This is a genomic window from Kibdelosporangium phytohabitans, from assembly GCF_001302585.1.
Taxonomy (GTDB): domain Bacteria; phylum Actinomycetota; class Actinomycetes; order Mycobacteriales; family Pseudonocardiaceae; genus Kibdelosporangium; species Kibdelosporangium phytohabitans.
Window position 1 is genome coordinate 3,032,236 of sequence record NZ_CP012752.1, and the last position, 22,702, is coordinate 3,054,937.

Below are 22,702 nucleotides of genomic sequence, written 5' to 3' on the forward strand. Positions count from 1 at the left end.
TCACTGTTTCATGTGGTCAGTGAGCTGAGCGTGTTGTCCAGGCGTGTGACGAGGTCGCGATGACTGGTCGGTGCGAGTAGCATCGCGGCCTCACCGTCAACGGTGGCGGTGACCGTGACATAGCGGCCCGCCACCGTGTCCACGTAGCCAACCGGGTCTGCACTCGACCGTCGTCGGCCGATCGCATCCCGGACAGCCACGTGGAACTCGCCCGCGCCGGTTCGCTGGAGGTCTGCGATCCGCGTCAGCCTCCGCACCTCCAGCGGGACCGGTCGCACGGCCACTCCGCCGTGGGCGTGTGGCCGGCCGCCGTCGAACGCCAGTGCGTCGGACCGCCTGACCTGGATGGGTTTTCCTGGCCCGGTGGGGACATCCGGCGCCTGGGCGATGGCTGAGCGCGTGAGTGCTCCGGGCTTGATCGAGCACAGCGACACCCAGGGCTCGTGCCGGATGGCGAGCAGCGCTTGCCGTCCGTTCGAACAGGCCAGCACACCTGTCGTGGTCCGGCCGACCGTGATCCAGCCGTAGACCTCGGTGCTGGCCAGGCAGAGCACCCGCAACGCCGAAGCCACGTCGACGTCCAGGTGGCCGCGGTGATCAAGCCACCCGAGCCGGGCGCATTCGTCGCGCGCCTGTTTGTCCAGTGCGCGGTCGTCGGCTTCCGGCTGCCAGCCGACCGCCGCCAGCAGGACTTCCGGCAGCTCACCGATCTTCTCGATGCGGACCACTCTCGTGAGCGTGTCCAAGGCCACCCGTACCGGATGGGGCCACAACACCGCGGTCAGCCGCCGATCACGGGTGGCGCGGTCGGCTCGTCCGTTCCGAAGACCGCTTCAGGATCAGGTTCTTCGAGGAAGGACGTCCGCTGACGCTCCTCGTCATCCTTGTTCTGGTTTCGCCCAGCGGGAACCGCGCCCATGGGCATGCCGCCCGGCGTGGTTCGCCCTGTCGGCACGTTCCGGGCAGCCGCTGCCTCGGCGGCGGCGCCAGGACCACTCACCGCACCTGCGCCCGGTCTGCCACCTGGTCCGTCTTTGCCAGGAACACCAGTTGCCGCGCCGGGGATTCCGGCACGTCCAGGCGAGCCCACACCGGCAGCCGGGATGCCACCGACACCACTCGCGGTGTCGGATAACCCGGTGACACCTGTCCCACTTCCGGTGCCGGTGCCGGTGCTCGTCCCGAGCCCCGGCGGCGGAATCGGAGACTTGTGTCCGCCAGGTGTCGTTCCCGGCCCTGGGCCTGACTGAGACGGAGGTGTTGCGGGACCGGTGGTGCCTGGCCTGTCGGCTGGAGCGTCAACGCTTGGTGCGCTGACGCCGGGCCGCTCGTCAACGTGGCCAGCAGGTGGCCGCGAGACGCCCTGTCTCGGCTTCAGGGGACTCGGACGGTCCCCCGGACGTGGAGGCCCTGAAGGAGGCGGTGGTGGGGGAGCAGCGGGCTGCGCGACGCGGATCTCGGACTGGTCGGCGGTGATCGACCCGTACGTCCTCGGCATGTTCATGTTGTAGGTCGACGCGCCTTCGTATCCACGCATCACGTCCACGTTGCGTTGGGCGGCCGTGTTGTGGTCGCTGAGTTGCTGCTGATAGGTGACGAAATCGCCAGGCTTCAGAAACGCCGCCAGGGGATCGACCTTCTCCGGAGCGGGCGGCACCGGGACAACGGTGTTCCTGGCATCGACGAACGATCCGGCCTGGCGGTCCACCAGGTCTCGCATACCGTCCATCGCCGGAGCGGCAAGCGCGTGTTCGACAGCCAACGGTCCGACGCCACGGTGTGCCGCACCAGCAGCGTCGCCCTTCCAGACAGTGTCCATCTTGCCGAGCAGGCTCTTGATCTGGTCGCAGCGCTGGTCGTACGTGCGCACGACCTCGGCGAGAGCGTCCACACCGCCGAACAAGTCCGCCGGGCCACGACCTTTGGTGAAGTTCTCGTAGATCTCCTGACCGGACAGGAACATGCTCAGCCTCCTGACTTGATCGTCTGGATCACCAACGACGCCACCTGCTTGACCTGGTCACACGACTTCTCGCCACGCCTGCCCTGGACAAGCAGACTGAACGCCAGCGTGTCGGAGATACCGACCGTCATGCCGCACGTGCCCCGTGACCGGAGGTCGGGTGAATCGTTGAAGACGGCGGGGTAGCCATCCACCTCGGTCGGGACGAAATACCCCCTTGCCCACTTGTCCTTGCCGCGGTAGGTGTCGGCCAGCCCGTTCTTGTTGCCGACCAGGAACCCGGCTCCGACAGCTTCTCGGGTATCGCCGTTCACCCAGTCACACCCAGGAGCACCGAATCTGGCGACCGCGCTGTTGGTGTCAGATTTGCCTGACAGGAGGTTCAGGGCCTGAAGCTGGGCGGGCGTGAGGACAGCGCATGGTCTGCCGACGAACGGTGCGCCATCCAACGGCGAGGTCACGCGAGGTGCCCCAAAGTCGTTGGGCACGCTGCTCGTGTTGGCGACAGCCACCGGGTTGGGCGTGCCCGCCACTGTGGTTGTGCAGCCCGCCACCACGCTGCCTATCGCGCCGACGACGAGCAATGTCCATATCAGTGATCCGCGCACTGGTCAGCCTCCCGCGTGGAAGCTCTGGGTGTTGTCGTCTTCGACCTGCGCATACGCTGTTCGGGCGGCTTGCAGTTTCGCGATCTCCGCCTCTGCTGCGGCAAGCATCTGCTGGTTGTGCAGTCGAGCTGCGTCAATCGACGTGACTGTGGCCTCGGTCTGCAGCGAACTCATGATGTCGGCAGCAGGTGGTGCGATCACCTCCGCCGTGCGGTGCAGTTTGTTGCCATCCTGCGCAATGCCATCGGCCACGCTTTTCAGTTCGGTGATGATGGTGTCGAGTTCGGCGAGGCTGGTGAACTCATAGTGGCCGCCCGCGCCGCCGCCACCCGATTGGTGGTTGTATTCGCTGCCGATCATGCCAGCGATGGCTTGGCCGAATTGCGCCTCTGCCACCTCGCTGCCGATCTGCTCTTGCGCAGGACCTGTTTGCCCAGGTCGCAATTCTTCAGCCACCGCTCACTCCCCATGATGGTCGCCAACCGTGGGAGCGTACCAAGATTCATTGGTTCACTGCCGCCGGTTCGTGAGACGCATATGGTGGATCAAAGGTTCCCGTTCACCCGATCGGTGGACTTGATCATGGTGAGGAATGCACGCGCTGCGCCCATGCTGAACAACAGTTTTGGCTGGTCATCGGATGATGAGGCTTGCTTCGTGTCTCGGTAACCTACTAAGTCGTCCGTCCAGCCAGTCTCGACGCAGGTCGAGTTGTCCACGCTGGTTTTCGCTTTGCGCCAGTTGTCGATCACGCGGTCTCCTTCCTGATCTTGCTGATCAGCACTCTTGACTTCCTCGGATTGAGTGCCAGATGTCGAAGGTGATTCATTATCTTTCCATAATCCTCCACATCCGCGGGGGAGTCGTAGTAGTACGCAGACCGCCGGGTCTCCTGGTAGGCCACTCGCCAGTCGTCTTCGAACGTGAGTAGTACGAACGCGCCCTTGAGCGCGGGATGGATGCCGATGTCGCAGGGGATCACCTGGAAGTTGATGTTGGGGCGCCTGGTCACTTCCAGCAGGTGGTCGAGTTGCTCCACCATCACGGCGGGACCGCCGACTGGTCGTCGCAGCACTTGTTCCTCGGCAACGCACCACAGTTCGGCCGGGCTTTCGTCGCGGGTGACGACGTTCTGCCGACGCATCCGCAAAGCCATGCTTCTCTGGATGTCAACTCCATGGGTGATCGACGCGTGGTAGGAGATGAGCTCGCGGGCGTAGGCCTCGGTCTGGAGCAATCCGTTGATCGCGAACGGCTCGAAGACCTCGATGCCGGTGGCGACCGCTTCAAGGCCGACGGCCAGTTCGAAGTCGTTCATCGACGACGACGTCTCGATCTCGTGGTGCAGTGAACTCTGCTGGTCGGGTTTCAGCTTCGCCACCGCCAGCAGGTCGAGCATTCTCGGGATGTGATCCGGATTCCCGAAGTAGCCCATCAGGATTTCCAGAGCGGGCTTGGATGGCAGATTCCGGCCGGTGATCATGTGCGTGAAGGCCACACGAGACGTGCCCAGTCGTTCGCCGACTTCGGAGTGGGTCTTTCCGGCTTGCGCGCACAGTCGCTCCAATTCGTACCGGAGTACTCTGCGTGCCACCTGAGGACCGAAGGTCACCTGCACTTCTGTCCGTCCTTTCGTCGCGTTTCCGGGCGCGACGATAAGGCATGGTTACCTGTCTCGATCGAGTGAACGACCTTGTCGTTACCTTTCGTGGTGCCTAACTTGGCCTGCGAATAACATGTTCCACACAGGAGTGATCGATGACTTGGGTATCGAGTTCCGACGTGCTGACCACAATCGGCCTCACCGTCGGCCGGGACACCGACGTGAAATTCCTGGTGAGTCCGCTGTACGCGGACGACATCACGCTTGTGATCGGCAACTCCGTCGCCGAGATCACCTTTGGGCCCGAGGCAGTCGAAGCGCTGCGGGACAAGGCAGATGACGCGTTGCGCCGATTGAGGGAACAGCGGGAGTGCGCCGCATGTCCATGACGGCCGGTGTTCCGGTGTTCTGGGGGCATGGCGTGGTTCAGCCTGATTGCGCGCATGTCCGGGAAACCCTTGCGGGACGACCGGTAGCCGGATTCGCGATCTGCGGCTGCCTGCTCGTCGGTGACATCAGCGACGACGAGGTGGCGGCAGGCGGCTACCGTTTGTGCTCGCGGTGCCTGGAACTGCTTGAGAACAGGGAACCCGGCATCGACTATCCACTCTGGACGTCCGGTTGGGTCACTCCCGGCCGGACAGGCGGCGGTTGACCTCGGCGAGGTCGAAGCGCGCGGGAACGGAGTCGTCCGCCGAGTTCAGGCCGAACCACTCCAGTGAGCGCTTGTGGTCCTCGTGTTCCGGGTCGGCCAGGACCTCCCGGAGCGCCGTGTGTGGTGGGTACTCGTGGAAAGGCAGACCGCGCGCGGCAGCCTGGTCCTCGAAACTCCTCGCGGATGGCCCGGCGGCGACCATCCGGCCGGCGCCCCTGACCGCTGGTCACGGGCCTCGGCAGGACCCAGGTGGGCCAGGGACCGCAGCAGCGACAACGCCGCTGGGGCGGCGGTCTGCTCCGCGTGGGTGGCGAGGTCGGTGAGCATCGCGGGCAGTTCGTCCGCGTCGGACACCATGCCGCGCATCATGTGGACGAACTCGACGCCGAACAGTTCCACGTCAAGCGGGTCGGTGCCCGACCGGGCCGTGAACGCCCACTGGGCGAGTATCCCGGCCACGGCCTCGTCTGGTCGCGCGGGCATGGCCCCGAGTTCGACCAGCCGGTTCATCACCTGCTCGGCGCCACCGGGATCGTCGAACGCCGCCAGGTCCTCGGCAGGCGCACCCGCAGCGGTCAACTGATCGCGCAACTGCGCCAGAACATCGGCTTCGGGCCGCCTCCTCGGATGCTCGCATCGGACTGTCCGGCCCGGCCGACCGGGCCGGACAGCCTCAGCGTCCTACCGGGTCGCGACTGCCTGCTCGGCCGCGGCCAGCCACTCACGCCACTGCGCGGCCTGCGCCTCGGCCTGCTCGGCACGGCGGTTGTCGCCTGCCGCGCGGGCCTTGGCGGCCTTCGACTCGAACTCCTCGACCCGCTCGCGGAACTGGGCCGCGCGGGCCTGGGCCTCCGGGTCGGTGCGGCGCCACTGCTGGTCCGCTGCCTGGCGCACCTTCTCCTCGACCGCGCGCAGCCGGCCTTCCAGTTCACGCACGCGCTCGCGGGGCACCTTGCCGATCGACTCCCAGCGCTCCTGGATGCGGTGCAGGTGCGACCGGGCCGCGTCCAGGTCGGAGGTGTTGATCTTCTCGGCCTCGACCAGCAGTTCTTCCTTGGCCTTCGCGTTGTCGCCGAACTCCGCGTCGCGTTCGCTGAACGCCGACGACCGGCGGGCGAAGAACTTGTCCTGCGCCGCGCGGAACCGCTGCCACAGCGCGTCGTCCGAGTCCTTCGGCGCCCGCCCGGCCGCCTTCCACTCGGTCATCAGCGCCTTATAGCGGCCGGCCGTCACGCCCCAGTCGTCGGAGTCCGAGATCAGCTCGGCCTCCTCGACCAGTTCCTGCTTGCGGGCCTTCGCGGTCGAGCGCTGCCGGTCGAGGTCCGCGAAGTGCGAACCGCGCCTGCGGTTGAAGGTGTCCCGTGCCTTGGAGAACCGGCGCCACAGCTGCTCGTCGGTCTTCCTGTCGACACCGCGGATGGTCTTCCACTCGTCCAGGATCGTGCGCAGCCGGTCACCCGCCGCCTTCCACTGGGTGGACTCGGCCGCGATCTGCTCGGCCTCCTCGGCCAGCTCCTGCTTGCGCGCCACCGACGCCGCCCGTGCTGCCTCACGGGCCACCTTCGAGGCCTCGATGGCCTGCTTGGCGTGCGCCAGTACGTACTCGACCCGGGCGTCCAGCGCGGCGAGGTCACCGACCACGGCCGCGTCGACCAGGCTCTCCTTGATGTGCTTCGCGCTCGTCAAGGACTGCTTGGGGTCACCGGCACCGGAGACGATCCGCGCTTCGAGCAGCTCGACCTCGGTGCGGATGTCGTCGAACCGCCGCGCGAAGTGGGCGAGCCCCTCCGCGGGTTCACCCGCCTGCCACGAGCCGACCGGCCGCTCGCCGTCCGCGGTCTTCACGAAGACCTGGCCGGACTCGTCCACCCGCCCCCACCTGCCCGGGTCGGTGGACGCCACCGGGACCGGCGCGGGTGCTGTGAGCTCTGTGACAGCCGGCTCGGCCGTGGCGGCCGGCTCAGCCACAGCCACCTCCGGTGCCTCGACCTCAGCCACGTCCGTGCTCTGGGTTGTTTCCCTGTCCGTCATCGCCGGCTCCTCCTCGCCTGCGTGCCCGCGCCTCCCACGGGCGCCCCGTCGTTCGCCGGGGCCCAGCAACCTGGAATCCCGCTCGCCGAGGCGACAGGTTCCGCGCGCATTCAAACAGGTCAACGCCCGAGTCGGAACCACCAGGCTCAGTCCGGGCCATCCTAGTAACGTCTCACAGCGTGATCGTCCGCGCCGCTGTCGTGCCCTATCCACCCCTTCTGGTGCCCGAACTGGTCGTCGCGGACGTGCCGGAAGTGGCCGGGGTGCGCCGCGCGTGCGTCGCCGCGGCGCGTCGCCTGGCGGCGGGTTCCCGCAGGTGGATCGCGGTGGCGCCGGGGTTCGGCGAGGTGGCGGGCGATGCCGTCGGCACGTTCGCCGGGTTCGGTGCGGACGTCGCGGTCCGGTTGAACGAGGACACGGAGGGTGACCTCGACCCGGATCTGCCATTACCGGTGTTGATCGCCGGATGGTTGCGGGAACAAGCAGGTGTACGCGATGTGAGCATCCAGTTGGTCCCGCCGGGTGCGACGAGCGAACAGTGCCGTGCGCTGGGCGGACACCTCGCCGACAGCTCGAACGATCCAATTGGACTGCTCGTGCTCGGTGACGGCTCACCGAAACACGGTGAGCGAGCACCGGGCCGCCCCGACGCACGGGCGGGTGAGTTCGACAACACCGTCCAGAAAGCCCTCAGGGACGCTGACGCGGCCGCACTGCTGGCCCTGGACCCGGAGCTGGCGGCCGACCTGGGAGCGGAGGGCAGGCCGGCCTGGCAGGTCCTCGCCGGGCTGCCGGGCGAGTGGCGGTGCGTCACCAGCGAGCTGATGGTGCCCTTCGGCGTCGCCTACCACGTCGCGGTCTGGGACCCTGTTCAGCCGTGACCGCTCCCATCGCCGTCGTCGGACCCACCGCGACGGGCAAATCCGACCTGGCCATCGCGCTGGCCCAACGACTCGGCGGCGAAGTGGTCAACGCCGACGCGTCCCAGCTCTACCGCGGGATGGACATCGGCACCGCGAAGGTCACCCGTGCCGAACGCGAGGCCGTGCCGCACCACCTGCTCGACGTGCTCGACGTGACCGAGACCGCGTCGGTGGCCGCGTACCAGCGCCACGCCCGGCAGGCCGTCGAGGACGTCCAGGCGGCGGGCAAGGTGCCCGTCCTGGTCGGCGGGTCCGGCCTGTACGTCCAAGCCGTCCTGGACGACCTGGAGTTCCCCGGCACGGACCCGGACGTCCGAGGGCGTCTGGAAGACGAGATGGCCACGGTCGGCGCGCCGCTGATGCACGAACGGCTGGCCGCGCTCGACCCGATCGCCGCGGGCGCGATCCTCCCGAGCAACGGCCGCCGCGTGGTCCGTGCGCTCGAAGTGATCGAGCTGACCGGCCGCCCGTTCTCCGCGACCATGCCCAAGCCGGGCCCGGCCCGGTACGGCACCGTCCTGGTCGGGCTGGACCGGGAGCCCGACCAACTGGATGCCCGCATCGACGCCAGGGTGGCCCGGATGTTCGCCGCCGGGTTCGTCGACGAGGTCCGCGAACTGGAACGGATCGGCCTCCGCGACGGGCTGACGGCCTCTCGCGCGCTCGGCTACCAGCAGGTCCTGGCGTTCTTCGACGGCGAGTACGACCTGGCCGAGGCGACCGCGCTGACCGCGCAGGGACACCGCCGGTTCGTGCGCAGGCAACGGTCATGGTTCCGGCGTGACAAGCGGATCACATGGCTGGACGCGGGGGCGGAGAACCTCCTTGCGGACGTGCTCCGGCTGGTGACCCCGTAACCTGGGCACCGTGCGGGACATCGAATTCCTCAAGGGGCACGGCACCGAGAACGACTTCGTGGTGCTGCCCGACCTCGACGGCACCCTGGACCTGACCGCGGCGCGTGTCCGCGCACTCTGCGACCGCAACCGCGGGCTGGGCGCGGACGGTGTTCTCCGTGTGGTCAAAGGCTCGGTCGTGCTGGACACCGAGACCGAGGACGCGCGGCGCCGACTGGCCGATGTGGACCCTGACGGCTGGTTCATGGACTACCGCAACGCCGACGGCTCGATCGCGGAGATGTGCGGCAACGGCCTGCGCCTGTTCGCCGCCTACCTGGTGGACGCCGGGCTGGCCGAGGCGGGCGAGTTCGTCGTCGGCACGCGGTCCGGGCCGAAACCCGTGCGCACGCACGAGGACGGGTCCGTGACCCTCCACATGGGACCAGCACGGGTGTTCGGCCGCTCGCAGGCGACCGTGTCCGGCGAGGCGTACCCGGGTGTGGCGATCGACGTCGGCAACCCGCACCTGGCGTGCCTGATCGACGGCGATCCGACGGATCTGGACCTGACCGTGCCACCTGGCCACGACCCCGTGCTGTTCCCGCACGGTGTGAACGTGGAACTGTTCCGCCGCAAGGGACCCGACGCGATCCAGATGCGCGTGCACGAACGTGGTGTGGGGGAGACCCGGTCCTGCGGGACGGGCACGGTCGCCGCCGTCGCGGCGTTGCTGCACCTGGTGGACGAGCCGACTGGGACGTCCTATGTGGATGTTCTCGGCGGCCGGGTCCGCGTGGAGATCACCGAGGACGGCAGCACCCTCACGGGCCCTGCGGTGCTGGTTGCTCGTGGCCAGCTGGATCGACGCTGGTGGGAGTCGGCGTCCTGACGGTCGTGCGGATCGGCGAGAAGATCAGCGGCAGCGAGCACAGCGACAACCCGATCGCGGCGACCCACAGCGCACCACGCACGCTGATCAGCTCACCGAGCACACCACCCGCCAGCGACCCGAGCGGGAACGCACCCCAGATCATGAACCGCATGCTGGCGTTCATCCGGCCGAGCAGCCGGTCGGGGCAGATCGACTGGCGGAAGCTGACCTGCGCGATGTTGTGCACGGTGACGCCGTAACCGACACCGAGCATGCCTATGACAGACAGCCACACGGTCCAGCCGGGGTAGGCCAACGGGATCAACAGCTCGAACGGCGCGATGGCCACCAGCGACACCCAGATCGCGCGGGCGTTGCCGATCTTGCGATACCACCAGTTCGCGGTGACCGCGCCCAGTGCGCCGCTGACGCCGCCGACCGCGAGCACGAGCCCGACTTGAGCGCTGCTCAGGTGCAGGTCCTTGGTGAGGAACAGCACCATCGCGGCGGTCTCCATCTGGAAGAAGAACCCCGCTGTTGTGCCCGCGAGCGCGATCGCGCGCAGCATCTTGTTGTGGAAGACGAACTTCAGGCCTTCCAGCACCTCGGTGCGCAGCTTGCGCCCGTGCTCCCGCTCCGGCTGCGGCTCGACTTTCTTGATCCGCAGCAGAAACAGCCACGACGCCACGAACCCGAAGCCGACCGCGATCGTCGCGTTCGCCGCGCCGATCAGAGTGGCCAGCCCGCCACCGGCCGCCGGGCCGGAGATCAGCGCGACCTGTTGGCTGGCCTGCAGTTTGGAGTTGCCGTCCAGCAACTGGTCCCGGCTGACCAGGGTCGGCAGGTACGACTGGTACGACACGTCGAAGAACACCGTGCACACGCCGACCAGCAGGCCGACAACGATCATGTGCGGCAACGTCAGCGCCCCGGCCCACCACGCCACAGGGATGCTGAGCATCAGCGCCGCCCGCGCCACGTCCGCCCGCATCATCAGCGTCCGCCGCCGCATCCGGTCCACCCACACACCGGCGGGCAGGCCGATCAGCAGGAACGCGGCCGTTTCCGCCGCCGTGAGCAGGCCCATCTCGACCGGCGTCGCGGCGAGAACGGTCACGGCGACGAGCGGCAGGACCGTCTGGCCGATGAAAGTGCCGAACTGGCTGATGGTGTCGCTGGCCCAGAGCTGGCGGAAGTCGTGGTGGCGGAGGAGGGACACCCGCTCACCTTGCCCCACCCGGCGCCGCGATGGGAACGAATTGGGTACTTCGCGGCGTTGTAAGACGTGACGCCACAGAAACGATAACCAGTCGGCGGATTCTGCCGTACGTGCGACCATGGACGGGCAACATAGCTACTACAGGTAAGGACAGGGCTCACTCAATGACGGAAGACTACGCGGAAGAACTGGTCTCGACGGGGGATTTGGAGCTCGAGGACCGTTCCGCGCTACGTCGAGTGGCCGGGCTGTCCACCGAGCTTTCCGACATCACCGAGGTCGAGTACCGCCAGCTGCGACTCGAACGGGTGGTTCTGGTCGGGGTGTGGACCGAGGGCACGGCGGAGCAGGCCGACGCGTCGCTCACCGAGCTGTCGCGACTGGCCGAGACGGCCGGGTCCGAGGTCCTCGAAGGGCTCATCCAGCGGCGTGACCGGCCGGACCCGGCCACCTACGTCGGTTCCGGCAAGGTCGACGAGATCTTCCAGACCGTGCTGGCGACCGGCGCGGACACGGTGATCTGCGACGGTGAGCTCTCACCCGGTCAGCTCCGCCAGCTCGAGGCGCGCCTCAAGGTCAAGGTGATCGACCGGACCGCGCTCATCCTCGACATCTTCGCGCAGCACGCGCGGTCGAAGGAGGGCAAGGCCCAGGTCGAGCTGGCCCAGCTGCAGTACCTGCTGCCGCGGTTGCGCGGCTGGGGTGAGTCGCTGTCCCGGCAGGCCGGTGGCCGGGCGGGCGGCGGCAACGGCGGGGTGGGTCTGCGTGGCCCCGGTGAGACCAAGCTGGAAACCGACCGGCGGCGCATCCGTGCCAAGATCTCCAAGCTCCGGCGGGAGATCGCGGCGATGTCGGCCGTGCGGGAGACCAAGCGCGGCCGCCGGGTGGCCAACGAGGTGCCGAGCGTCGCCATCGCCGGCTACACCAACGCGGGCAAGTCCAGTCTGCTCAACGCCATCACCGGCGCGGGCGTGCTGGTCGAGGACGCGTTGTTCGCCACGCTGGACGCGACCACACGGCGCACCCAGACCCCGGACGGGCGCACGTACACGCTGACCGACACGGTCGGGTTCGTGCGGCACCTGCCGCACCAGCTGATCGAGGCGTTCCGGTCCACCTTGGACGAGGTGGCCGACGCGGACCTGCTGGTGCACGTGGTGGACGGCTCGGACGACAACCCGGAGTGGCAGGTCAACGCGGTGCGCGAGGTGCTCAACGAGATCGTCGAGCGCAACGACACCACGATGCCACCGGAGGTCCTGGTGGTGAACAAGATCGACGCGGCGGACGAGCTGCAGCTGGCGCGGTTGCGTCACCTGTTGCCCGGTGCGTTGTTCGTCTCGGCGCACAAGGGCTCAGGGCTCGACGAGCTGCGTGAGCACCTGGCCACGGCGTTGCCGAGGCCGGACGTCGAGGTCGATGTGCTGGTGCCGTACGCCCGGGGCGAGCTCGTGGCCAGGGTCCACCGGGAGGGTGAAGTGCTCGCGGAGCGTCACACCCCGGAGGGAACCCAGCTGCACGCCCGGGTGAACGGCGACCTGGCCGGGGCATTGGGCCAGTTCGCAAGCAACGGCGCCCCTGCCTGACGCGTCTACTGATGGTGATCGGTGTACGGAGGGCTTTGGCGTGGGGAGGCGCCTTGGCCCTGGCCGTTGCGCTCTCCCCGGTCACGGCGGCACACGCGGCCGACCCGGTTGAGCGCTGCGTGCTCAACAACAAGAACATCGGGGAGCTGTCCGGCCTGGCGTCGGACGGCTCCAAGATGTACGCGACCAACGACGGCGGCACCAAGCTGACCGTCTTCGTGCTGTCCAAGGACTGCAAGCTCGAGCGGACCATCGCGAACAAGACCGACCCGTTCGACGTCGAAGACATGGCTCGCACCAAGGACGGGACACTCTGGCTCGCCGACACCGGTGACAACGGCAAGAAACGCGACACGGTCGCGTTGCACGCGCTGACCCCGGACGGCAAGGCGACGCTGTACCGCCTGTCCTACCCGGACGGTCAGCACGACGCGGAAGCCCTGCTGATGGACCAGAAGGGCGTGCCCTACCTGGTCACCAAGGAACCGTTCGGCGCGGCGCAGGTCTACCGGCCGGAAGGCGCCCTGCAGAGCCCCGGCCCGGTGAAACTGGCCAAAGTGGCCTCGGTCGACCTGAAGAGCACCGACACACCGGGCGGCCCGACGCAGATCCCGCACGCCATCGGCTCGATCCTGGTGACCGGCGGCGCGGTCAGCCACGACGGGAAAGTCGTGGCGCTCCGGACGTACACCGACGCCTACCTCTACGGCGCGCCCGACGGTGACATCGCCGCGGCGTTCAGCCGCGAGCCCGTACGCGTGCCGCTGCCGAACGAACCGCAAGGCGAGACGATCGCGTTCGAGCCGGACGGGACGCTGCTGACCGGCTCGGAAGGCGTCGGCCAGCCGATCAGGGCCATCGCGGGCGCGACCGGCCTGGTGTCGGCGGACCCCAAACCAGGAGCCAAGCCGGGGAGCTCCGCCGGCGCGGCCGGCGACACGAACGCCGCGCCTGCCACCGGGGACTCCGGGTTCCCCACGTGGCTGGCTGTCGTGATCGGCGTGGTCGTGGTGCTGGGCGGCCTGGCTTTCCTGGGGCGCAAGGGAACGTCCCGCTAGCGGCGTTCCCCGGTCGTCCTAGAGCCGCCGCAGGACCGCGACCACCTTTCCGAGGATCGTGGCCTCGTCGCCGGGGATCGGGTCGTACGCCTCGTTCTGCGGCAGCAGCCAGACATGCCCGTCGCGCAGCTTGTACGTCTTGACCGTGGCCTCGCCGTCGATCATCGCCGCGACGATCTCGCCGTTGTCGGCGACCGACTGCTGGCGCACCACGACCCAGTCGTCGTCGGCGATCGCCGCGTCGATCATCGAGTCGCCCGCGACCTTCAGCAGGAACAGCGAGCCCTCGCCGACGATCTCCTTCGGCAGCGGGAAGACGTCCTCGACGGCCTGTTCGGCCAGGATCGGCCCACCGGCCGCGATCCGGCCGAGCACGGGAACGTACGCGGGCGTCGGGGCGGGAGTGTCGTCGCCGGCCAGCTGAGCCGCGTCCGCGTCCGGCGGCAGCACGCCGATCGCCCGCGGCCGGTTGTGGTCCCGGCGCAGATAGCCCTTCCGCTCGAGGGCTTTGAGCTGGTAGGCGACCGACGACGTCGAGGTCAGGCCGACCGCCTCGCCTATCTCGCGCACGCTCGGCGGATAGCCGACGCGTTCGACCCAGGCTCTGATGACCTCGAGCACCGCGCGCTGCCGCGGCGGCAGGGTGCCCGAGTCCAGCTCCTCGGACTGCTCAGGGAAGGGGCGGATGTTGTCGCCCTGCTCTGGTGTCTTGCTGCGCTGCGGCACCGCTTCCGCCTCCAAAAATCCTCGCCCACCTGTGGGCGAGCTCGATCATCTTCACCGACCGTAGTCCGCTTCGACCTGGAGATCAAACACCTGTTCGAGGGACACGCCGAGCAGATCTCGATTTTTGTCGGTGGTTGGTGGTACACATTCGCACGAACGTTCGATCGAACCGATGTTCGATCAGAAGTCGCGCGAGGAGGATACGACATGGCGGCTCCGGTACGCACCAAGATCGACCTGTCGCAGCTGGACGCCCCACGGCCGGTGCTCCGCCTGGTGCCGCCGCTGCCCGAGGTCGAGGAGCCCAAGCCGGAGCAGGCCGCCGAGCGGACGCGCGTGGCCGAAACTCCCCGCCGTGCGCGCCACCAGCGGCGCAGGCCGTCGCACTCCCGCGTGGCGGCGTGCACTCCGGCGGTCCGCCGCCGCAGGCAAGTCGCGGCGTCCGTCCTGATCGCGCTCGGGATGTTCCTCGCGGTGCTGGGCTTCGGCAGCCTCGCGGGCGCGCTCACAGCCGACGTGGTCCCCGGCCGCACGGCGGTGGTCTGGGTACAGCCCGGCGAAAGCCTGTGGGAGGTGGCCGAGCGGTCCGCCCCCGGGTACGACACCGAAGCCGTGGTCGCCCGGATTCACGAGCTCAACGAGATCTCCGGCAACGTGGTCCTCGCGGGACAGCCGCTCCAGGTTCCGTCCGCGCCCTGAATGCCCGGCACTGCCTTCATGTGCGGCCTTTATGTGCGTGCCGCATCGGCGTACCGCCGAGGGCGGCGAGCGGTTGAGAAGCAGTCGAATTCACGCCGGATGGCGGTCAGCCCCGGCGGCGCGCTTGGTGTGCGCGATGGTCGAAGAGATAGAGACAGGCCGACCGCGGGAAACTCTGCCTGCCGGCGGATGAGTCGCGGGGTGCGACTGGTGTGCGCAGCTGTCGGTGAGGGCGTCGCGTGGGCGACCGGGAGCCGCTGAGCCGAACCCGCACAAGATCGACAGCACCCCCTCATGGCGGCGGACCCGCCAAGTGGACTCCTCGTCCGGTGGCCTAACGTGTGCGCGCAATGTGGGCCCCTCGCCCGTCCTGACGTTCCCTCGAATGGCTGATTGCGCGGTTCGTGTCCACTCCGTGTGTGGCACTCGCCACTCCGACTCCCCGACCGGGGGAGACACGCCGTGTCGACTTGCATCGCCTAGGCCTCGGGCATACTGTCACCCCAACATCTAGTAGTTACACCGCTGTATTTAGTCCACAGGTTGGGGCTGGAGTCGGGCAAGTTGTCCACGCTCCATCCACAAGTCGATCACCAGCCAGGCTGTTGCGGTGACGCACGGGTGTTGTCGGGTGACTGTCAGTGAGAAGGGGGAGAGCGATGAGGTGCCCGTTCTGCAGGCACTCCGACTCTCGGGTCGTCGACTCCCGGGAGGTCGACGAAGGACAGGTGATCCGGCGCAGGAGGTCGTGCTCGAGCTGCGGCCGCAGGTTCACGACAGTCGAAGAGGCCGTGCTGGCGGTCGTCAAGCGCTCCGGCGTGACCGAGCCGTTCAGCCGCGACAAGGTCGTGCGCGGCGTCCAGCGCGCCTGCCAGGGCAGGCCGGTGGACGAGGACGCGCTGCAGCAGCTGGCGCACAAGGTCGAGGAGACGATCCGTTCGGCGGGCGCCGCCGAGATCCCCAGCCACGAGGTCGGCCTCGCCATCCTCGGTCCGCTGCGTGAGCTCGACGAGGTCGCCTACCTGCGGTTCGCCAGCGTGTACCGCTCGTTCACGTCCGTCGAGGACTTCGAAAAGGAGATCGCGGACCTCAAGGAAGCGATCGCCAACCGGTCGGAGGCGGGCGAGTGAGTCGCCGGACCCGGCCCAAGAGCAGGACAACGAAGAAGAATTCGCTCGGACCGGATCGGACGGGGACCCCGGCCGTGGCCGCGCCAGTTATCGCGAGTGTTGAGGGAGAGGGACTGGTCATGACGGAGACGGTTGGCGTTCCCACTGGGGGAGATCAGCAGGTCAAGGGCCTGCGGATGCAGCGGGTCTTCACGACCGAGGGAGTGCACCCGTACGACGCGGTCACGTGGGAGCACCGCGACGTGGTGATGACCAACTGGCGTGACGGGTCGGTGAACTTCGAGCAGCGCGGCGTCGAGTTCCCCGACACCTGGTCGGTCAACGCGGTCAACATCGTCACCAGCAAGTACTTCCGCGGCGCGGTCGGCTCGCAGGTCAGGGAGAGCAGCCTGCGCCAGCTGATCGACCGCGTGGTGAAGAAGTACGTGGCCGCCGGTGTGGAGCACGAGTACTTCGCCACGCCGAAGGACGCCGAGATCTTCGAGCACGAGCTCACCTACATGCTGCTGCACCAGGTGTTCAGCTTCAACTCGCCGGTCTGGTTCAACGTCGGCACCGCGTCGCCGCAGCAGGTCAGCGCCTGCTTCATCCTCGCCGTCGACGACACCATGGAGTCGATCCTCAACTGGTACAAGGAAGAGGGCCTGATCTTCAAGGGCGGTTCCGGCGCGGGCCTGAACCTCTCGCGGATCCGGTCGTCCAAGGAACTGCTGTCCTCCGGCGGCACGGCGTCCGGCCCGGTGTCGTTCATGCGCGGCGCCGACGCGTCCGCGGGGACGATCAAGTCCGGTGGCGCGACCCGGCGCGCGGCCAAGATGGTCGTGCTCGACGTGGACCACCCGGACGTCGAGGAGTTCATCGAGACCAAGGCCAAGGAAGAAGCCAAGATCCGCGTCCTGCGCGACGCCGGCTTCGACATGGACCTCGGTGGCAAGGACATCACCTCGGTCCAGTACCAGAACGCCAACAACTCGATCCGCGTGTCCGACGAGTTCATGCACGCGGTGGAGAACGACGGCCAGTTCGCCCTGCGGGCACGCGGCACGAACGACGTCATCGAAGAGGTCGGCGCCAAGGGCCTGTTCCGCAAGCTGGCCAAGGCCGCGTGGGAGTGCGCCGACCCGGGCATCCAGTACGACAGCACGATCAACGACTGGCACACCTGCCCCGAGTCGGGCCGGATCACCGCGTCGAACCCGTGCAGCGAGTACATGCACCTGGACAACTCCAGCTGCAACCTCGCCTCGCTGAACCTGATGAAGTTCCTGCGTGAGGACGGCACGTTCGACGGGCAGCGGTTCGTCAAGGCGGTCGAGTTCGTCATCACCGCGATGGACATCTCGATCTGCTTCGCGGACTTCCCGACCGAGCCGATCGCGGACACCACCCGCAAGTTCCGCCAGCTGGGCATCGGATACGCCAACCTGGGCGCGCTGCTGATGGCGACCGGGCACGCGTACGACTCCGAGGGCGGCCGTGCGCTCGCCGCGTCCATCACCTCGCTGATGAACGCCGTCGCGTACCGGCGTTCCGCCGAACTCGCCGGTGTCGTCGGCCCGTACGACGGCTACGCCCGCAACGCCGAGCCGCACATCCGCGTGATCCGCAAGCACGCCGCTGCCAACGACCTGATCCGCACCCTGGCCGCGGACGACACCGCGATCCAGCGCATCGCGGGCGAGGAATGGCGTCGCGGCCTGGAGATCGGCGTCAGGGACGGCTGGCGCAACGCCCAGGCGTCCGTGCTCGCGCCGACCGGCACCATCGGCCTGATGATGGACTGCGACACCACCGGCATCGAGCCGGACCTGGCGCTCGTGAAGTTCAAGAAGCTGGTCGGCGGCGGTTCGATGCAGATCGTCAACCAGACTGTGCCGCGCGCGCTGAAGTCCCTGGGCTACCAGGACGAGCAGGTCGAGGCGATCGTGGAGTTCATCGCCGAGCACGGGCACGTCATCGACGCGCCGGGCCTGCGCCGCGAGCACTACGAGGTCTTCGACTGCGCGATGGGCGAGCGCTCGATCGCCCCGATGGGCCACGTCCGGATGATGGCCGCGGTGCAGCCGTTCATCTCGGGTGCGATCTCCAAGACGGTCAACATGCCGGAAGCGGCGACCATCGAGGACGTCGAGGAGATCTACTTCCAGGGCTGGAAGCTGGGCCTGAAGGCGCTGGCGATCTACCGCGACAACTGCAAGGTCGGCCAGCCGCTGTCGGCGGGCAAGGGTGCCAAGAGCGACAAGGCGGCGGAGAAGGAGACGGTGGTCGAGTACCGCCCGGTCCGCAAGCGCCTGCCGAAGAAGCGCCCGTCGCAGACGGTGTCGTTCACCGTCGGTGGCGCGGAGGGCTACCTGCACGCGGGTTCGTACCCCGACGACGGTCTCGGCGAGATCTTCGTCAAGCTGGGCAAGCAGGGTTCGACGCTGGCGGGCGTGATGGACGCGTTCTCCATGTCGATCTCGGTGGGCCTGCAGTACGGGATCCCGCTGGAGTTCTACGTGTCGAAGTTCCAGAACCTGCGCTTCGAGCCGGCGGGCATGACCGACGACCCGGACGTGCGGATCGCCACCAGCGTGCTCGACTACCTGTTCCGCAGGCTGGCGCTGGACTACCTGCCGTTGGAGAAGCGCGCCCAGCTGGGCATCTACACGGCGTCGGAGCGTTCGGCGCAGGTGAACAACGACTACGGCTCGTCCGATGTGGACCTCGAAGGCATGCGGTCGACGGTGGAATCCGCCGCGGCGGCCCCCCAGCCGAAGGCCGGGATCGAGAAGGCCCACAGCTCGACCGAACTGCTCGAGCTGCAACTCGGCACCGTCGCCGACGCCCCGCTCTGCATGACCTGCGGCACGAAGATGCGGCCCGCCGGCTCCTGCTACGTCTGTGAGGGCTGCGGCTCCACCTCCGGCTGCAGCTGACAAAGCCGACAAGACAACGGGGTGCCCGGACACGGGCACCCCGTTGTCTTGTCCGGGTATGGGTGAGACTGGTGGCATGACCGGGGTCGAGGTGTTCGAGGGGCAGCGGTCCCGCATGTTCGGTTTGGCCTACCGGATGCTGGGGTCGGCCGCGGAGGCTGAGGACGTGGTGCAGGACGCTTTCCTCCGCTGGCATCGGGCGGATCTCGATGCGATCGACACGCCCGCGGCCTGGTTGACGAAGGTTGTCACGAACCTGTGTCTGTCGCGGCTTTCCTCGGCGCGGATGCGGCGGGAAAGCTATGTCGGACCGTGGTTGCCGGAGCCTGTGCGCACTGGCGACGGGGCTTTGGGTCCACTGGAGACTGTCGAGCAGCGTGAGCTCGTCTCCCTGGGTGTTCTCGTCGTCCTTGAGCGGTTGACGGCTGCTGAGCGGGCTGTTTTCGTTCTGCGGGAGGCTTTCGGGTACCAGCATCGGGAGATCGCCGGTGTTCTCGACGTCGACGAGGTGCGTTCCCGGCAGCTGTACGCGCGGGCTCGCCGGCACGTGGCTGAGGCTCGCAGGCGTTTTCCCGCAGATCGGGAACGGCATGCTGAGATCGTGCGGAGATTCTTCGCCGCGGCTGTCGAGGGTGACGTCGCGGGTTTGACCGAGTTGCTCGCTGAGGACGTCGTGTCCTGGTCCGACGGTGGTGGGAAGGCCACGGCCGCGCGGCGGCCGATCGTCGGCCGGGACAAGGTGCTGCGCTATCTCGGCGGGTTTCGGCAGCGGCCTGAGTTCGCGCAGGTGGATAGCGAGTTCGCCGAGGTCAACGGGCAGCTTGCCGTGCTGCTGCGGTGGGGTGGCGCGCTCGCGGCGGTGTTCGTTCCCGAGGTTGACGGCGACCGCGTCACCGCGCTGCGTTCGATCATCAACCCGGACAAGCTCCACGCTGTCGCGAATCTACGGAGTCCGTAGCCGGGTGAGGGTGGTCGTGGTGTTGTCGTTGACGAGGTGGATGAACCGCAGCACCGCGGTGAGTTCCGCTTCGGTGAAGCCGGCGAGGTCGGCACGGGTGCAGGCGGCGAGTTCGGCGTAGTAGGCGCGCAGACGATCGAGGCCTTCGGAGGTCGGCTCGATCAGCACCCTGCGCCGGTCGTGAGGATCCTGGATCCGTTCGACGCAGCCTGCCTCGTCGAGTCGGTCGATCATGCGTGACACCGAGCCCGATGTCAGGCCGACGCGGGTGGCCAGCGTCGCCGCGGTGGCCGGCCCGTGTTTGTTGAGAGTGTGCAGGGCGTCCAGGTCGCTGAGCGTGACTCCCATCCGCCTGGCGATCTCGGCGTTGAGCTGTGATGTGGTGTTTCCCCAGTCCGGCAGGGCGGCCAGCACCTGGTTGGCCGCTGTGTCGCTGTCCATCCGCGCCTGAGTCCTTTCTTCCTTGTGGTGGGCACGCTAACAGTCGTAACCTGCGTGACGCAACTACTGTGTCACGCAGGTATCTGTGAGGGAGGACTTGTCGTGCGTGTTTTGCTGTCGACCATCGGGTCACGGGGTGAAGCTCAGCCGGTAGCGGCTTTGGCCTTACGGCTGAAGGCCCTTGGGCACCAGGTGTCCGCGTGTGTCTCGCCCGATTTCCGGGACTGGTTCCAGGAGCAGGGAATCCCGGTGACGCCCATCGGTCCGGCGATGCGTTCTTCAGCGTGGGACCTGTCCACGCCGGCAGGCCGGAGGCGCGCGGCGCAGGACGCCGTGGCGTCGCAGTTCGCCACACTTCCTGAGGCCGCACGGGAAAGTGACATCCTGGTCGGCTGTGGCGCTGTGCAGGTCGCCGCCCATTCGGTGGCCGAGTTGCTGGGGATCGGCCACGTTCACGCGGAGTTCTGCCCAGCCGCACTGCCGTCCGCGCACCACGCGCCAGCGCCTTGGCCAGGATGGCCGCAGAATGAGAATGACAGTTGGGCGGCGGACGCGCGACGGTGGAAAGACGCGTGGGGCCCCGCCCTCAACGCGCACCGAGCCGCAGTGGGACTCGCGCCCGTCGACGACGTGCGAACCCACGTGCTCACCGAGCAGCCGTGGCTGGCCGCGGATCCCGTGTTGAGCCCGTGGCCGGGCGATGGCGGCGTGGTCCAGACGGGAGCGTGGATCGTGCCGGACGAGCGACCACTTTCCGGCGAACTCGCGAGTTTCCTCGATGCCGGTGAGCCACCGGTCTACTTCGGCCTGGGCAGTTATCCCCACGCGCACGGCATCAGCGAGGTCATGATCAACGCAGCTCGGTCGCTCGGCCGCCGTGCGGTCATCTCCCGTGGGTGGGCGGATCTGTCGACGGCGGGCGACGGAACTGACTGCATCTCGATCGGCGAAGCCAACCACCAGGCGCTGTTCGGCCGTGTCGCTGCCGTCGTGCATCACGGCGGCGCGGGCACCACGACCACAGCCGCGCGTGCCGGAGCCCCGCAAGTCGTTATCCCTCAACAGTACGACCAGCACTACTGGGCTGCGCGCGTCGACCAGCTCGGTGTCGGGAAGGCGCACGCTCGAGGTGTGCCGACCGTGGGTTCCCTGGCAGAAGCTCTGGGCGCTGCCCTCCAGCCTGAGGTTGCCCGCTGTGCCGACCGGCTCGCCGGAGCGATGAAGGCAACCGGCGGCGTGCAGGTCGCCGTGGATCTTCTGCTGGCCCGGTCATGAAAAGCGGGCCCGGGGGAGTAGCCATCCCCCGGGCCCTTGATGGCCGCCACTTGGCGCCGCCAGCACGTTTAAAGGCACGGATCACGCATCACCGCCCCGCGTCCTACGATTGGACCACTGGCCCATGGTGGCGGGCCAGGCTGGAGTTGAACCAGCAACTCGGGTGCACTCGTCCGTTCCTGGTCGATCTGGCGATCGACGGCAAGGTACTGAGATTCGAGCGAGAGTTTGATTCTCGTGGCGAGCGTCCGGCTGCCTCTACCCGTTGGGCCACCCGCCCGCGAATGTGGGCGGGGGAGGATTCGAACCTCCACTGTCACCGGAAACCCTGTCAAACTGACGGTTTCAGTCTCAGCTTGCGCTCAGTGCGCGGCACCGACTCTAGCGGATCGGCTGGGGCTCAGGCGAACAGATAACCGAAGACCTTCGTCCCGAGCTTCTGCTGCGTGATCTCGGTGTTGTTGGCTTCCTCGCGCGCGAACTTCACGGCCTGCTGCAGCTTCTCCACGCGCTCGACGAGCTCGTTGATGCGCTTGGCGGGCATGGCGCCGGAGAACTTCACGGTCTTCCAGTAGCCGACGGTCACGTCCTCGTAGTACACCTCGACCTGGGCCGGATGCTTCTCGGTCGCCTCAGCCTTCACGTGGTTGCGCGGAATCTTCTTGGTGCGCACGGTCTGCACGGGTTCGGTCGCCCAGCAGTCCGCCGACGCGTCGTACTCCCACGTCTCGGCCGCGTCGAGCACCGGCAGCTTCCGGATGAAGGTGAGCATGTCGACCAGCTGCTTCTCCAGGAACAGCAGGTAGCTCACCGGCACCGCTTCCAGCAGCGTCTCGCCGTCGACCCGCACGTCCGCCTTCGCGGTGCAGTTCGCCCAGTCCTTGGTCGCGGTGACGTCGAAGAGCCTGGTCAGGATCTCGGCCGTGGCGCGGATCGTCTCCTCCGCCTTGACCTGCACCTTGGTCGACTCCGGCGGCAGCTGCTCGCCCTCCTCGTCCTTCGGGCGGTACGTGCGCGAGATACCCGAGAGCAGGCCGGCTTTCTGCAGCGCGTGGTGCGCGTCGGTCAGCTCCTGGAACGATCGGGACTTGATGCCTTTTTCGACCGCGACGATCTGGTTCAGACGTGTCATGGAAAACCTTGTCATACTTGAGAAATTGAAGTTGTGAAAAGGCTAGCAACGCAGGGCAAACAGTTTT

The 22,702-nt window shown here is 67.8% G+C and carries 24 protein-coding genes; 12 read left to right on the forward strand and 12 right to left on the reverse strand.

What is annotated here, in order from left to right; translation table 11 throughout:
- Window positions 1-8: 8 nt before the first annotated feature.
- From AOZ06_RS14085 to AOZ06_RS57750, 6 genes are all read right to left on the reverse strand, one after another.
- Window positions 9-776, reverse strand: coding sequence for an ESX secretion-associated protein EspG (locus tag AOZ06_RS14085; protein ID WP_335338392.1), 768 nt, complete (start codon window positions 774-776; stop codon window positions 9-11).
- Window positions 777-781: 5 nt separating this feature from the next.
- A complete protein-coding gene (locus AOZ06_RS14090; RefSeq protein ID WP_054289804.1) occupies window positions 782-1,963 on the reverse strand; it encodes a hypothetical protein in 1,182 nt (393 codons plus the stop codon).
- Window positions 1,964-1,965: 2 nt separating this feature from the next.
- Window positions 1,966-2,571, reverse strand: coding sequence for a DUF3558 domain-containing protein (locus AOZ06_RS14095; protein WP_083471678.1), 606 nt, complete (start codon window positions 2,569-2,571; stop codon window positions 1,966-1,968).
- Between the two features lie 3 nt (window positions 2,572-2,574).
- Window positions 2,575-3,027 (reverse strand): hypothetical protein, encoded by a 453-nt coding sequence (locus AOZ06_RS14100; protein ID WP_157233010.1) that lies wholly within the window; start codon window positions 3,025-3,027, stop codon window positions 2,575-2,577.
- Between the two features lie 89 nt (window positions 3,028-3,116).
- On the reverse strand, window positions 3,117-3,323 hold the full coding sequence (locus AOZ06_RS57745) for a DUF397 domain-containing protein (RefSeq protein WP_054289807.1): 207 nt from the start codon (window positions 3,321-3,323) through the stop codon (window positions 3,117-3,119).
- Window positions 3,320-4,189 carry a helix-turn-helix domain-containing protein gene (locus AOZ06_RS57750; protein WP_054289808.1) on the reverse strand — a complete coding sequence of 290 codons (870 nt, stop codon included), beginning with the start codon at window positions 4,187-4,189 and terminating at the stop codon, window positions 3,320-3,322. The genes AOZ06_RS57745 and AOZ06_RS57750 overlap by 4 nt, the downstream gene beginning before the upstream one ends.
- A gap of 140 nt (window positions 4,190-4,329) precedes the next feature.
- On the opposite strand from AOZ06_RS57750, the gene AOZ06_RS14115 reads away from it, so the two are divergent.
- Window positions 4,330-4,563, forward strand: a complete 234-nt coding sequence (locus tag AOZ06_RS14115) for a hypothetical protein (protein WP_157233012.1) — start codon at window positions 4,330-4,332, stop codon at window positions 4,561-4,563.
- A complete protein-coding gene (locus AOZ06_RS14120; RefSeq protein WP_157233013.1) occupies window positions 4,554-4,829 on the forward strand; it encodes a hypothetical protein in 276 nt (91 codons plus the stop codon). Before AOZ06_RS14115 ends, AOZ06_RS14120 begins: the two co-directional genes overlap by 10 nt.
- 45 nt (window positions 4,830-4,874) lie before the next feature.
- On the opposite strand, the gene AOZ06_RS14125 is transcribed toward AOZ06_RS14120, so the two are convergent.
- Together AOZ06_RS14125 and AOZ06_RS14130 are read right to left on the reverse strand one after the other, a co-directional pair.
- Complete coding sequence (locus tag AOZ06_RS14125) at window positions 4,875-5,420, reverse strand: hypothetical protein (RefSeq protein WP_054289811.1); 546 nt, start codon at window positions 5,418-5,420, stop codon at window positions 4,875-4,877.
- Between the two features lie 90 nt (window positions 5,421-5,510).
- Window positions 5,511-6,860, reverse strand: coding sequence for a DUF349 domain-containing protein (locus tag AOZ06_RS14130; protein WP_083471679.1), 1,350 nt, complete (start codon window positions 6,858-6,860; stop codon window positions 5,511-5,513).
- Window positions 6,861-7,039: 179 nt separating this feature from the next.
- Between AOZ06_RS14130 and AOZ06_RS14135 the strand changes: the two genes are divergently transcribed.
- The 3 genes from AOZ06_RS14135 to dapF are packed head-to-tail and all read left to right on the forward strand — an operon-like array spanning window position 7,040 to window position 9,511.
- Window positions 7,040-7,741, forward strand: coding sequence for a class III extradiol ring-cleavage dioxygenase family protein (locus AOZ06_RS14135; protein ID WP_054289812.1), 702 nt, complete (start codon window positions 7,040-7,042; stop codon window positions 7,739-7,741).
- Window positions 7,738-8,640 (forward strand): tRNA (adenosine(37)-N6)-dimethylallyltransferase MiaA, encoded by a 903-nt coding sequence (gene miaA / locus AOZ06_RS14140; RefSeq protein WP_054289813.1) that lies wholly within the window; start codon window positions 7,738-7,740, stop codon window positions 8,638-8,640. Before AOZ06_RS14135 ends, miaA begins: the two co-directional genes overlap by 4 nt.
- 10 nt (window positions 8,641-8,650) lie before the next feature.
- Window positions 8,651-9,511 (forward strand): diaminopimelate epimerase, encoded by an 861-nt coding sequence (gene dapF / locus AOZ06_RS14145; RefSeq protein ID WP_157233014.1) that lies wholly within the window; start codon window positions 8,651-8,653, stop codon window positions 9,509-9,511.
- Here dapF and AOZ06_RS14150 read toward each other — a convergent pair.
- Window positions 9,444-10,712: an MFS transporter gene (locus tag AOZ06_RS14150; RefSeq protein WP_236952215.1), complete on the reverse strand. Its 1,269-nt coding sequence runs from the start codon at window positions 10,710-10,712 to the stop codon at window positions 9,444-9,446. The genes dapF and AOZ06_RS14150 overlap by 68 nt on opposite strands.
- Window positions 10,713-10,876: 164 nt before the next feature.
- Between AOZ06_RS14150 and hflX the strand changes: the two genes are divergently transcribed.
- Complete coding sequence (gene hflX / locus AOZ06_RS14155) at window positions 10,877-12,298, forward strand: GTPase HflX (protein ID WP_054289815.1); 1,422 nt, start codon at window positions 10,877-10,879, stop codon at window positions 12,296-12,298.
- Between the two features lie 11 nt (window positions 12,299-12,309).
- Window positions 12,310-13,356 carry a hypothetical protein gene (locus tag AOZ06_RS14160; protein WP_417999952.1) on the forward strand — a complete coding sequence of 349 codons (1,047 nt, stop codon included), beginning with the start codon at window positions 12,310-12,312 and terminating at the stop codon, window positions 13,354-13,356.
- Window positions 13,357-13,374: 18 nt separating this feature from the next.
- On the opposite strand, the gene lexA is transcribed toward AOZ06_RS14160, so the two are convergent.
- On the reverse strand, window positions 13,375-14,043 hold the full coding sequence (gene lexA, locus AOZ06_RS14165) for a transcriptional repressor LexA (protein ID WP_169799105.1): 669 nt from the start codon (window positions 14,041-14,043) through the stop codon (window positions 13,375-13,377).
- 246 nt (window positions 14,044-14,289) lie between these two features.
- Between lexA and AOZ06_RS14170 the strand changes: the two genes are divergently transcribed.
- From AOZ06_RS14170 to AOZ06_RS14185, 4 genes are all read left to right on the forward strand, one after another.
- Window positions 14,290-14,781, forward strand: a complete 492-nt coding sequence (locus AOZ06_RS14170) for a LysM peptidoglycan-binding domain-containing protein (protein WP_054289816.1) — start codon at window positions 14,290-14,292, stop codon at window positions 14,779-14,781.
- Between the two features lie 659 nt (window positions 14,782-15,440).
- Window positions 15,441-15,911, forward strand: coding sequence for a transcriptional regulator NrdR (gene nrdR, locus AOZ06_RS14175; RefSeq protein WP_054289817.1), 471 nt, complete (start codon window positions 15,441-15,443; stop codon window positions 15,909-15,911).
- 119 nt (window positions 15,912-16,030) lie between these two features.
- A complete protein-coding gene (locus AOZ06_RS14180; RefSeq protein ID WP_054289818.1) occupies window positions 16,031-18,829 on the forward strand; it encodes a vitamin B12-dependent ribonucleotide reductase in 2,799 nt (932 codons plus the stop codon).
- 76 nt (window positions 18,830-18,905) lie between these two features.
- Entirely contained in the window at window positions 18,906-19,787 is an 882-nt protein-coding gene (locus AOZ06_RS14185; RefSeq protein WP_054296640.1) for an RNA polymerase sigma-70 factor, read from the forward strand.
- On the opposite strand, the gene AOZ06_RS14190 is transcribed toward AOZ06_RS14185, so the two are convergent.
- On the reverse strand, window positions 19,773-20,228 hold the full coding sequence (locus AOZ06_RS14190) for a MarR family winged helix-turn-helix transcriptional regulator (RefSeq protein WP_054289819.1): 456 nt from the start codon (window positions 20,226-20,228) through the stop codon (window positions 19,773-19,775). The two genes, AOZ06_RS14185 and AOZ06_RS14190, sit on opposite strands and share 15 nt — an antisense overlap.
- A 102-nt stretch (window positions 20,229-20,330) precedes the next feature.
- Between AOZ06_RS14190 and AOZ06_RS14195 the strand changes: the two genes are divergently transcribed.
- Window positions 20,331-21,503: a glycosyltransferase gene (locus AOZ06_RS14195; protein WP_054289820.1), complete on the forward strand. Its 1,173-nt coding sequence runs from the start codon at window positions 20,331-20,333 to the stop codon at window positions 21,501-21,503.
- A 400-nt stretch (window positions 21,504-21,903) separates the two neighbouring features.
- Here the strand turns inward: AOZ06_RS14195 and AOZ06_RS14200 are convergent, their stop codons facing one another.
- Window positions 21,904-22,635, reverse strand: a complete 732-nt coding sequence (locus AOZ06_RS14200; RefSeq protein ID WP_054289821.1) for a DUF7873 family protein — start codon at window positions 22,633-22,635, stop codon at window positions 21,904-21,906.
- Window positions 22,636-22,702 lie beyond the last annotated feature (67 nt).